We start from the raw sequence: 12232 nt of genomic DNA, 5'->3' as shown, positions 1-12232 counted from the left end.
ATAGATAATGTTACCATTGAATTTTAGGTTAGAGGGAAAATTAAAACTCATTGTAAATGAAATAATTATCAAAAAAAACAGAATAGCTTGTTCTATTCCAAATTGCAAAAATACTTGTAACAACATCCCAGCGAAGAAAAACCCAGTATTTATAGTGCTCTTTCGACAAAATTCCAATTAAAGTCGTTAAAAACACTCATGAAAAAAGTTCCATTAAAAAAACTCTGAAACACAGAAGATTAAACAAATACTAAATTTGACGTCTTTAGGATCTAGTATTTACGAAGAAAAATACTCGGTGGTTTTTAAAAAACTAAAATTTTTTAAATCTCATTTTAAGAACATCTCCTGAAAGAAAAATTACTGCTAATAATGTCGAGTATCTTTAGCATGAAATCTCTTTAAACGCTTTTAGAATAAGTGTATTTTCGATAAGTCATAATCAAAAACTATTGTGTATATAAAAAAAATAAAGCCTAACTATAAAAGTTAGGCTTTAATAATAACTACGCTTTCGCGAAAGCGGAATATATTAAGCTTGTCCAGTCGGACCAAAATTTAAGGGAATAGGAGGCTGCTCGTAATCCTTAATTTCACCATGCGCATTTTCAAATTTTCTAATATTATCCATAAGTGCTTGAGCTAAACGTTTAGCATGTTGTGGAGTAAGAACTATTCTTGACTTCACCTTAGACTTTGGATTACCAGGCATGATATTAACAAAATCAACAACAAATTCAGAATGTGAATGATTTATGATAGCTAAATTACTATACTGACCTTCAGCAATCTTTTCGTCAATTTCTATGTTGATCTTATTCTCTTGATTAGGATTATTTGCCATTCCTATTAATTATAATTTACCTCTTGTTCTGGTTTATTAAGCATAAGCTTCTCGAACTCCTCTTTTGAGCCTACAATAATGTCATCATAATTTCTCATACCTGTTCCTGCTGGAATTCTATGACCTACAATAACATTTTCCTTAAGACCTTCAAGAGTATCAACCTTACCATTTACAGCTGCCTCGTTAAGTACTTTAGTAGTTTCCTGGAACGACGCGGCACTAATAAATGATTTAGTTTGAAGAGATGCACGAGTAATACCTTGTAATATAGGCTCTGCCGTTGCAGGCATTACCTCTCTTGCTACTACTAGATTCTTATCCTCTCTTCTTAAAATAGAGTTTTCATCTCGTAAATCACGTGGAGAAACGATTTGACCTTCTTTAAGATTCTCTGAGTCACCAGCATCTTCAACCACTTTCATTCCATAAAGTCGATCGTTCTCTTGAATGAAGTCTTCTTTATGAACCAATTGATTCTCTAGGAAAATACCATCACCTGGATCTACGATACGAACTTTTCTCATCATTTGTCTTACAACAACCTCAAAGTGTTTATCATTGATTTTTACACCTTGTAATCGATAAACCTCTTGCACCTCGTTAACTAAATACTGCTGTACAGCACTTGGCCCTTTAATTGCTAGAATATCTTTAGGGGTTATAGAACCATCTGATAAAGGCATACCAGCTCTTACATAATCATTTTCTTGGACTAGAATCTGATTAGATAATTTTACTAAATATTTCTTTACTTCATCTGTTTTGGAAGTAACGATAATTTCACGGTTACCACGCTTAATTTTACCAAAAGAAACAACACCATCAATCTCACTTACAACAGCTGGATTTGAAGGATTACGAGCTTCAAAAAGTTCAGTCACACGAGGAAGACCTCCGGTAATATCACCTGCTTTGGCACTCTTACGAGGGATCTTAACAAGAATTTTTCCTTCTTTAATCTTCTCACCATCATTAATCATTAAGTGTGCACCTACTGGTAAGTTATAAGAAATTTGAGTTTCTCCTTTACCATCAACGATGTGCAGTGTAGGAATTAACTTCTTATCTCTAGATTCAGAAATAACCTTTTCTTCGTAACCAGTTTGTTCATCAGTTTCAACTTGGAAAGTTGTCCCTTGAATGATATTTTCAAATTTGATTTCTCCAGAGAACTCTGAAATAATTACTCCATTAAAAGGATCCCATTTAGCAATTACTTCGCCTTTCTTAATTTTTGCTCCAGGTTTTTTGAATAACTCTGCACCATAAGGAATGTTATTGGTATTAAGTAATAAACCAGTGTCCTTGTGCATCAACTTAGCCTCAGATGTTCTAGAGATTACAATATCTACTGCATTCCCTTCGCTATCTTCACCCTTAACCGTTTTAAGATCTTCAATTTCAAGAACTCCTTCATTTTTAGCGATTACAGAATTCTCCTCACTAACATTACCTGCAACACCACCTACGTGGAATGTACGTAAGGTAAGCTGTGTTCCTGGTTCACCAATTGATTGTGCAGCGATAACTCCAACAGCCTCACCTCTCATAACAAGACGGTTAGTAGCTAGGTTACGACCATAACATTTTGTACAAACTCCTTTTTTAGCTTCACATGTTAATGGCGAACGCACTTCCACAGACTCGATTACTGTTTCATCAATTGCATCAGCAATTTTTTCAGTAATCAATTCACCTGCTGCCACCATAACATTTTGTGTAGCTGGATCAACGACATCATGTAAAGCAACACGTCCTAGGATACGAGCTCCTAGTTTCTCCATTACTTCTTCATTCTTTTTAAGAGCAGTAACTTCAATACCTCTTAATGTTCCACAGTCTTCTGTATTAACAATAACATCTTGTGCAACATCATGTAAACGACGTGTTAAATAACCAGCATCGGCAGTTTTAAGTGCCGTATCTGCAAGACCTTTACGCGCTCCGTGAGTAGAAATGAAGTACTCAAGAATTGATAATCCTTCTTTAAAGTTTGAAAGAATTGGATTTTCAATAATTTCTCCACCACCTGAGTTCGACTTTTTAGGTTTTGCCATAAGACCACGCATACCAGTAAGCTGTCTAATCTGCTCTTTTGATCCACGAGCACCAGAATCCAACATCATATACACCGAGTTAAATCCTTGCTGGTCTTCTCTAATATTCTTCATACCTAGTTCAGTAAGCTGAGCATTAGTAGCAGTCCAAACATCAATCACCTGATTGTAACGTTCATTCTGAGTAATAAGACCCATTCCATAGTTACCACGTATCGCGTCAACTTTGGCATTAGCCTCGTCTATCATGGCTTGCTTTTCTTCTGGAATCATGATATCTCCTAGTGAGAATGACAATCCACCGCGGAATGCAAATCCATAACCTAAATCTTTAATCTCATCAAGGAAGGCAGCTGTTCTAGGAACATCTGTCACCTTAAGAATATCACCGATAATATCACGTAAAGCTTTTTTAGTCAAAACTTCATTTATGTAACCAGCCTCATTAGGTACTTTCTCGTTAAATAACACACGTCCTGCAGTAGTTTCTATCAACTCTGATTTGTATGACCCATCTTCTTGTAAAAGTGGTATTCTACATTTTACTGGTGCGTTAATATCAACACGTTTTTCATTAAATGCGATTACCAATTCTTCTGGACCATAGAACGTTAAACCTTCACCTTTAACAATGTGATTAGGTTCTGACCTACGTAACTTAGTCATGTAATATAAACCTAATACCATGTCCTGAGAAGGAACGGCAATAGGACTACCATTTGCAGGATTCAAGATGTTATGAGAAGCTAACATTAAAAGTTGAGCCTCTAAAATCGCCTCTGGTCCTAGTGGTAAGTGTACCGCCATTTGATCACCATCAAAATCGGCGTTAAATGCAGTACATACTAACGGGTGTAATTGAATTGCTTTACCTTCTATTAACTTAGGCTGAAATGCTTGAATACCTAGACGGTGAAGTGTAGGAGCACGGTTTAATAATACTGGATGCCCTTTAAGAACATTCTCAAGTATATCCCAAACAACAGGCTCTTTTTTATCAATTATTTTCTTAGCAGATTTTACTGTTTTTACAATACCTCTTTCAATCAACTTACGAATAATGAAAGGCTTGTAAAGTTCTGCAGCCATATCTTTAGGAAGACCACATTCATAAAGTTTCAATTCTGGTCCTACAACAATTACAGAACGAGCAGAATAGTCAACACGTTTTCCAAGTAAGTTTTGACGGAAACGTCCTTGCTTACCTTTAAGGGAATCTGATAAAGATTTTAATGGTCTGTTAGAATCTGTCTTAACAGCACTAGATTTTCTAGTATTATCTAAAAGAGAATCCACAGACTCCTGTAGCATACGCTTTTCATTACGTAATATCACCTCTGGAGCTTTGATTTCCATCAATCGCTTCAAACGGTTGTTACGTATGATTACACGACGATAAAGATCATTTAAGTCTGATGTTGCAAAACGACCACCATCAAGAGGTACAAGCGGACGTAATTCTGGTGGAATCACAGGAATCACTTTCATGATCATCCATTCTGGCTTGTTTTCTCTGTGCAAGTTAGACTCCTTAAAAGCCTCAACTACCTGAAGTCTCTTGAGAGCTTCAGTTTTTCTTTGTTTAGAAGTCTCATTATTTGCTTTGTGACGTAAGTCATAAGACAACGCATCTAGATCGATTCTGTTTAATAATTCAATTAAACACTCTGCACCCATTTTTGCGATAAATTTATTAGGGTCAGAATCTTCTAGATATAAATTTTCTTGAGGAAGACTATCTAAAATATCTAAATATTCTTCTTCAGTAAGAAATTCCATTTTTTGAACTGGCTCACCTTCGGCATTTTTTGCAATACCTGGCTGTATTACTACGTAACGTTCGTAGTAAATAATCATATCCAGTTTCTTTGATGGTAATCCTAATAGGTATCCAATTTTGTTTGGTAAACTACGGAAATACCATATGTGTGCAACAGGCACAACTAGGTTAATGTGACCTATACGATCACGACGTACTTTTTTCTCTGTTACCTCTACTCCACATCGATCACAAACGATACCTTTATAACGTATACGTTTGTATTTTCCACAGGCACATTCATAATCCTTTACAGGACCAAAAATACGCTCACAGAAAAGTCCATCGCGCTCAGGCTTGTGAGTACGATAGTTAATCGTTTCTGGCTTTAGTACTTCTCCTTTAGATTCTGCAAGAATAGATTCTGGAGATGCAAGACCGATTGAAATTTTTGAAAATTTCTTCTGAGTTTGGGTTTCTTTATTTCTAGCCATAATTATGGTACTATTTTAATTAGTGTAAGAGAGGTTGATGGTAATTACGCTTTCGCGAAAGCGAAACTACCACCTACTCTCAAAGATAAATTAATCCTCGAGTCTAAGGTCTAAACCTAGTCCTTTAAGCTCGTGCATCAATACATTAAATGATTCTGGAAGACCTGGTTCTGGCATAGGCTCACCTTTAACGATCGCCTCATAAGTCTTAGCTCTTCCTATTACATCATCTGATTTTACAGTAAGAATCTCACGCAGTGTACTAGAAGCTCCATAAGCCTCAAGTGCCCAAACCTCCATCTCACCAAAACGCTGACCTCCAAATTGTGCTTTACCACCTAATGGTTGTTGAGTAATAAGTGAGTATGGTCCGATAGAACGCGCGTGCATCTTATCATCTACCATGTGACCTAATTTAAGCATGTAAATAACACCTACTGTTGCAGGTTGGTCAAATCGCTCACCTGTTCCTCCATCAAATAAATAGGTGTGACCGAATCGTGGTATTCCAGCGTTATCAGTCAATTCATTTATTTGATCCAATGTAGCACCATCAAAAATAGGTGTAGCAAATTTCTTACCTAATTTTTGTCCAGCCCAACCTAATACAGTTTCATAAATCTGACCGATATTCATACGTGATGGTACACCTAATGGATTAAGAACGATATCTACTGGTGTTCCGTCTTCTAGGAACGGCATATCTTCTTCACGTACTATACGCGCTACGATACCTTTGTTACCGTGACGACCTGCCATTTTATCACCTACTTTAAGTTTACGCTTTTTAGCTATGTAAACTTTAGCAAGTTTGATAATTCCTGCTGGTAATTCATCTCCTACAGAAATTGTAAACTTCTCACGGCGCAATGCACCTTGAAGATCGTTCTCTTTAATCTTATAGTTATGTAGTAAGTCTGCAACGGTTTCATTAATCTCGTCACTTGTTGTCCAAGTACCAGAAATTAAGTGAGTGTAATCATCTACAGAGTTCAACATCTTAAGTGTATACTTTTTACCTTTCGGAAGTACTTCCTCACCTAAATCATTGTATACACCTTGTGATGTTTTACCACTAACGATTTCAAAAAGTTTTTCAACCAAACGATCACGTAAACCGTCAAATTTTGCCTGATAACTTTGCTCTAATCGTGCAATATCCTCTTTATCCTGTGCTCTTTTTCTTTTATCCTTTACTGCTCTAGAGAATAATTTCTTATCTATAACAACACCGCGCAATGAAGGTGAAGCTTTAAGAGATGCATCTTTAACATCACCTGCTTTATCACCAAAAATAGCACGTAGTAATTTTTCTTCTGGAGTAGGATCAGATTCTCCTTTTGGAGTAATCTTACCGATAAGAATATCACCTGGTTTTACCTCGGCTCCAATTCTTATCATTCCATTTTCATCTAAGTTTGAAGTTGCTTCTTCACTTACGTTAGGAATATCGGCTGTTAATTCTTCATTACCTAATTTAGTATCTCTAACTTCAAGAGAATACTCATCAACGTGAATAGAAGTAAACAAATCTTCTCTTACAACTTTTTCTGAGATTACAATCGCATCCTCAAAATTGTATCCTTTCCAAGGCATGAAGGCAACCTTCATATTACGACCTAGAGCTAACTCACCTTTTTCAGTTGCGTATCCTTGACAAAGTACTTGACCTTTTTCAACTCTATCTCCTTTTTGGACAATTGGTTTTAAAGTTATAGAAGTACCTTGGTTTGTCTTACGGAACTTTATAAGGTTGTAAGATGTATCTTCTGGGTCAAAAGAAATCATTCTTTCACGCTCGGTTCTATCGTAACGAATTACAATTTTTTGAGCATCAACATATACAACTTCTCCATCACCTTCGGCATTGATTAAAACTCGTGAATCAGACGCAACTTGTCTTTCAAGTCCTGTTCCAACAATAGGAGAATCAACTCGTAATAATGGAACTGCCTGGCGCATCATGTTTGATCCCATCAATGCACGGTTTGCATCATCATGTTCCAAGAATGGAATTAATGAAGCTGATATCGAAGCGATTTGGTTAGGCGCAACATCGGCATATTGTACCTGATTTGGCTCAACCACTGGAAAATCACCTTCTAAACGGGCAATTACTTTGTCAGATTCAATCTTACCATTTTCAAGTGGCAAGTTTGCCTGAGCAATGTGCATTCCTTCTTCTTCTTCGGCACTTAAATAAATAGGCTCTTCTGATGTATTAATAACACCGTTCTCAACTTTTCTATATGGTGTCTCAATGAATCCCATGTTGTTCACCTTAGCAAAAACAGCTAAAGATGAGATAAGACCAATATTCGGTCCTTCAGGAGTTTCAATAGGACATAATCTACCGTAGTGTGTGTAGTGTACATCACGAACCTCAAATCCTGCACGTTCACGAGATAAACCACCTGGACCTAATGCTGACAGACGTCTTTTATGCGTAATCTCTGCTAATGGATTCGTTTGATCCATAAACTGAGATAGCTGATTAGTTCCAAAGAACGAATTAATTACAGATGAAAGCGTCTTTGCATTAATAAGATCAATAGGTGTAAAAACCTCATTATCCCTTACATTCATGCGCTCACGAATTGTTCTTGCCATACGAGCAAGACCAACACCAAACTGAGATGATAATTGCTCACCTACTGTACGTACACGACGGTTTGATAAGTGATCGATATCATCGATTTCTGCTTTTGAATTAATTAATTCAATTAAGTATTTAATTATAGTAATGATATCTTCCTTTGTAAGAACCTGCTTACTCATGTCAATATCAAGACCTAATTTTTTATTCATACGATAACGCCCTACATCACCTAAGTTATATCTCTGATCAGAGAAGAATAACTTATCGATGATACCACGAGCAGTTTCCTCATCTGGCGGCTCAGCGTTACGTAATTGTCTATAAATATGCTCTACCGCTTCTTTTTCTGAATTGGTAGGGTCTTTTTGTAAAGTATTGTGAATGATAGCATAATCTGCAGACATCATATCTTCCTTATGTAAAAGAATAGTCTTTGCCTGAGAATCGATTATTTCATCGATATGCTCTTTTTCTAGGACAGTATCACGATCTAATACGATTTCATTACGCTCGATCGATACAACTTCTCCTGTATCCTCGTCTACAAAATCTTCATGCCATGTTCTAAGAACACGAGCTGCTAATTTGCGACCTAGGTATTTTTTTAATCCTGTTTTACTAGCTTTTACCTCTTCTGCAAGATCAAAGATTCCGAGAATATCTTTATCTCTTTCATAACCAATTGCGCGGAAAAGAGTTGTTACAGGTAATTTCTTTTTACGATCGATATAAGCATACATTACACTGTTAATATCTGTCGCAAATTCAATCCATGATCCTTTAAATGGAATTACACGTGCTGAATATAATTTAGTACCATTTGCGTGAAATGACTGTCCAAAGAACACACCAGGAGAACGGTGTAACTGGGAAACAACAACACGCTCAGCTCCGTTGATAACGAAAGTACCAGATGGAGTCATGTATGGGATTGTACCTAAATAAACATCTTGAACAATAGTTTCAAAATCCTCGTGTTCTGGATCGGTACAATATAATTTTAATCTTGATTTAAGTGGAACACTGTAAGTAAGCCCACGTTCAATACACTCTTGGATAGAGTAACGTGGTGGATCCACAAAGTAATCTAGAAACTCGAGAACAAATTGATTGCGAGTATCTGTGATTGGAAAATTTTCCATGAAGGTATTATAAAGACCTTCATTTTCTCTCTTGTCAGATTTAGTTTCTAACTGAAAGAAATCCTGAAACGATTTGATTTGGATATCGAGCAGATCAGGATATTCTGCTTTGTTCTTTACCGTTGAAAAGTTAATTCTCTCTGTGTTTGTTGCTAGCATCAATGCACGGTATTAAATGGTTAAAAATAGCGTTGTTGATGACGTCTCATCATTATACGCAAAATGGTCTAGACCTGTGAGCCTTGCTCAACAGGTCTAAACCTTTATATATAGGTAATGTTAAATTACTTTAACTCAACCTCAGCACCAGCTTCTTCTAGCTGAGCTTTAAGAGCTTCTGCCTCATCTTTAGCTACACCTTCTTTAATTGGAGATGGAGCGTTGTCAACAAGACCTTTCGCATCCTTAAGACCTGCACCAGTTAATTCTTTAACTAACTTCACTACAGCTAATTTAGAGGCACCAGCTGCTTTAAGGATTACGTCAAATTCAGTTTGCTCTTCAGCAGCGTCTCCACCACCTGCAGCAGCACCACCTGCAACAGCTACAGCTGCAGCAGCAGGCTCAATACCATACTCGTCTTTAAGTATGTCTGCTAATTCATTTACTTCTTTAACAGTTAAGTTAACTAACTGTTCTGCGAATTCTTTTAAATCTGCCATTTCTATCGTTTTAAAATTTATATAAAATAATTGCGTACTAATTGTTTACTATCTTTCTGATAGTGTTTTAAGGATTCCTGCAAGTTTACCACCACCCGATTGAAGAGCAGAGACAACATTCTTAGCAGGGCTTTGTAGAAGACCAATGATTTCTCCAATCATTTCTTCTTTAGACTTGATTTCACTTAATGAATCTAACTTATCATCACCTACGTAAATTGCTTCCTCGATATAAGCACCTTTTAATAAAGGCTTATCCGATTTCTTACGAAAGTTCTTAATAACTTTAGCTGGAGCATTAGCTACTTCAGACAACATTATAGAAGTGTTACCTTTAAGAAGTTCTGGCAATTCACCAAAATCCTTATCAGAAGCTTCCATTGCTTTTGCAAGTAGTGTATTTTTAACTACCGCAATACTTACGTTAGCTTTAAAACATGCTCTTCTTAAATTAGATGTATCAGAAGCATTAAGTCCAGATATATCTGCAAGGTAAATAGTAGAGTTTTCTCCTAACGTTGCAGTCAAGTCCTGTATAACAGTTGCTTTTTGTTCTCTTGTCATGATCTAGATCTTTTAATCGTCTGCAAAACGTTTAGCATCTACATTTACACCAGGACCCATTGTACTAGACAAGTGGATACTTTTGATATAAACTCCTTTAGCTGCTGTCGGTTTTAACTTAACTAATGTATTAATTAACTCTCTTGCGTTACCTGCAATTTTTTCAGCATCAAAAGATACTTTTCCTATTGCAGCGTGAACAATCCCGTTCTTTTCAACCTTGAAATCGATTTTACCGGATTTAACGTCAGACACAGCCTTAGCCACATCCATAGTAACTGTACCAGTTTTAGGGTTAGGCATAAGACCGCGTGGTCCTAATACACGACCTAAAGGTCCTAACTTACCCATAACACTAGGCATAGTGATAATTACGTCAACATCAGTCCAACCACCCTTGATTTTATCAAGATACTCATCAAGACCAACAAAGTCTGCTCCAGCACCTTTTGCCTCTTCTTCCTTATCTGGAGTAACAAGAGCAAGTACTTTCACATCTTTACCAGTACCATGTGGTAAGGTTACGACACCACGAACCATTTGATTCGCTTTTCTAGGATCTACGTTAAGACGAACAGCTAAGTCAACTGACTCATCAAATTTTGCCGAACTAGTGTCTTTAACGATTTTTGAAGCGTCTGCTAGTGAGTAAGACTGTGCCTTATCGAATTTAGCGTTTGCTGCCTTTTGATTTTTCGTCAATTTTGCCATAATAACTAAATTTAAGCAGGTGCCTCACCACCTTTAACATTAACACCCATTGATCTCGCAGTTCCTGCGACCATTCTCATTGCGCTTTCGATTGTAAAAGCATTTAAGTCTGGCATCTTGTCTTCAGCTATTGCTCTAACTTGATCCCAAGTAATAGTACCTACCTTTTTACGATTAGGTTCACCACTACCACCTTTTAACTTTGCTGCTTCTAAAATTTGTACTGCTGCTGGTGGAGTTTTAATTACAAAATCAAAGGACTTGTCACTATAAACAGTTATAGCAACAGGCAACACTTTACCTGCCTTATCCTGAGTTCTAGCGTTAAACTGCTTACAGAACTCCATAATGTTCACTCCAGCCGCACCAAGAGCAGGTCCTACAGGAGGAGATGGATTTGCAGCACCACCTCTAACCTGCAACTTTACAATCTTAGATACTTCTTTTGCCATTTTTAAATTGTTTCAAATTTTGATAACCGTAAGTGGAAGCCTAACTAGTTATCTGAATAGGTAACATTTATATTTTTTCGACTTGCATATAGCTTAATTCCAATGGTGTTTTTCTCCCGAAAATCTTAACCATTACTTCTAGCTTACGCTTCTCTTCATTAACTTTTTCTATATTCCCATTAAATCCATTAAAAGGACCATCAACAACTTTGACAGTTTCCCCAACTTTGTAAGGAATAGACACATTATCGGTTTGCTCTGCAAGTTCATCAACTTTACCAAGCATTCTATTAACTTCTGACTTTCTTAATGGTACAGGATCTCCACCTTTAACCTCTCCAAGAAACCCAATCACACCATTAACAGATTTAATAACATGTGGAACTTCACCTTCTAACCTAGCTTGTATCATTATATACCCAGGAAAAAAGACACGTTCTTTATTAATTTTTTTACCGTTCCTAATTTGAACAACCTTTTCAGTAGGAACCAGAATCTGCTTTAAATAATCTGACAACCCATGATGAGCTATCTCGGATTCTATGTAGTCTTTAATTTTATTTTCTTGACCACTCACCGATCTTACCACATACCATTTCATTACATCCTTTTCTTCACTCATCTCTATGTATGATTATCCGTTAATGACCCATTCAAAATATCTATCGATTACACCATTAAAGACATAATCAATACCTGCCACAACTAAAGCAAAAACCACTGAAAACACAGCTACAGTTACCATAGATTTTTGTGCCTCAGCCCAAGTAGGCCAAGAAACATTTTCTGATAACTCATTAAACGAATTTTTTACATAAGATACTAATCCCATAAGTATGCTATTTTAATAAGCCTTTCAGCTTTTGTGCGCAGGTTGAGAGGCTCGAACTCCCGACACCTGGTTTTGGAGACCAGTGCTCTACCAACTGAGCTAAACCTGCATAG

At 36.7% G+C, this 12232-nt stretch carries 9 protein-coding genes and 1 tRNA gene; all 10 read right to left on the bottom strand.

All coding sequences use genetic code 11. From position 1 onward, the window contains the following. Positions 1-532: 532 nt before the first annotated feature. On the bottom strand, positions 533-844 hold the full coding sequence (locus I5168_RS06000; RefSeq protein ID WP_042279760.1) for a DUF3467 domain-containing protein: 312 nt from the start codon (positions 842-844) through the stop codon (positions 533-535). 5 nt (positions 845-849) lie between these two features. Further along, positions 850-5157 (bottom strand): DNA-directed RNA polymerase subunit beta', encoded by a 4308-nt coding sequence (rpoC, locus tag I5168_RS05995; RefSeq protein WP_042279759.1) that lies wholly within the window; start codon positions 5155-5157, stop codon positions 850-852. Between the two features lie 90 nt (positions 5158-5247). Then, entirely contained in the window at positions 5248-9057 is a 3810-nt protein-coding gene (gene rpoB / locus I5168_RS05990; protein ID WP_167342532.1) for a DNA-directed RNA polymerase subunit beta, read from the bottom strand. A gap of 125 nt (positions 9058-9182) precedes the next feature. Next, on the bottom strand, positions 9183-9560 hold the full coding sequence (gene rplL, locus I5168_RS05985; protein ID WP_042279757.1) for a 50S ribosomal protein L7/L12: 378 nt from the start codon (positions 9558-9560) through the stop codon (positions 9183-9185). A gap of 48 nt (positions 9561-9608) precedes the next feature. Then, positions 9609-10124, bottom strand: a complete 516-nt coding sequence (rplJ, locus tag I5168_RS05980) for a 50S ribosomal protein L10 (RefSeq protein WP_042279754.1) — start codon at positions 10122-10124, stop codon at positions 9609-9611. Positions 10125-10136: 12 nt separating this feature from the next. Beyond that, positions 10137-10835, bottom strand: a complete 699-nt coding sequence (rplA, locus tag I5168_RS05975; protein ID WP_042279751.1) for a 50S ribosomal protein L1 — start codon at positions 10833-10835, stop codon at positions 10137-10139. 11 nt (positions 10836-10846) lie between these two features. Beyond that, a complete protein-coding gene (gene rplK / locus I5168_RS05970; protein ID WP_042279749.1) occupies positions 10847-11287 on the bottom strand; it encodes a 50S ribosomal protein L11 in 441 nt (146 codons plus the stop codon). A gap of 67 nt (positions 11288-11354) precedes the next feature. Beyond that, on the bottom strand, positions 11355-11909 hold the full coding sequence (gene nusG, locus I5168_RS05965; RefSeq protein ID WP_431472690.1) for a transcription termination/antitermination protein NusG: 555 nt from the start codon (positions 11907-11909) through the stop codon (positions 11355-11357). A 12-nt stretch (positions 11910-11921) separates the two neighbouring features. Next, positions 11922-12119 carry a preprotein translocase subunit SecE gene (gene secE / locus I5168_RS05960; RefSeq protein ID WP_042279746.1) on the bottom strand — a complete coding sequence of 66 codons (198 nt, stop codon included), beginning with the start codon at positions 12117-12119 and terminating at the stop codon, positions 11922-11924. 36 nt (positions 12120-12155) lie between these two features. Next, a tRNA-Trp gene (locus I5168_RS05955) sits at positions 12156-12228 on the bottom strand. Between the last annotated feature and the right edge of the window lie 4 nt (positions 12229-12232).

Origin of the sequence: Nonlabens sp. SCSIO 43208 (assembly GCF_050703575.1) — a bacterium.
In the GTDB taxonomy this organism is placed as follows: Bacteria; Bacteroidota; Bacteroidia; order Flavobacteriales; family Flavobacteriaceae; genus Nonlabens; species Nonlabens tegetincola.
Note: the sequence above shows the minus strand (reverse complement) of the source record. Positions and strands in the feature narration are given on the sequence as shown.

Bases quoted from the DNA above. Each gene is read 5' to 3' on its own strand.
- rplJ (WP_042279754.1), bottom strand. From the start codon at position 10,124: ATGACAAGAGAACAAAAAGCAACTGTTATACAGGACTTGACTGCAACG.
- rpoC (WP_042279759.1), bottom strand. From the start codon at position 5,157: ATGGCTAGAAATAAAGAAACCCAAACTCAGAAGAAATTTTCAAAAATT.
- rpoB (WP_167342532.1), bottom strand. From the start codon at position 9,057: ATGCTAGCAACAAACACAGAGAGAATTAACTTTTCAACGGTAAAGAAC.
- secE (WP_042279746.1), bottom strand. From the start codon at position 12,119: ATGGGATTAGTATCTTATGTAAAAAATTCGTTTAATGAGTTATCAGAA.
- rplL (WP_042279757.1), bottom strand. From the start codon at position 9,560: ATGGCAGATTTAAAAGAATTCGCAGAACAGTTAGTTAACTTAACTGTT.
- nusG (WP_431472690.1), bottom strand. From the start codon at position 11,909: ATGAGTGAAGAAAAGGATGTAATGAAATGGTATGTGGTAAGATCGGTG.
- rplK (WP_042279749.1), bottom strand. From the start codon at position 11,287: ATGGCAAAAGAAGTATCTAAGATTGTAAAGTTGCAGGTTAGAGGTGGT.
- I5168_RS06000 (WP_042279760.1), bottom strand. From the start codon at position 844: ATGGCAAATAATCCTAATCAAGAGAATAAGATCAACATAGAAATTGAC.
- rplA (WP_042279751.1), bottom strand. From the start codon at position 10,835: ATGGCAAAATTGACGAAAAATCAAAAGGCAGCAAACGCTAAATTCGAT.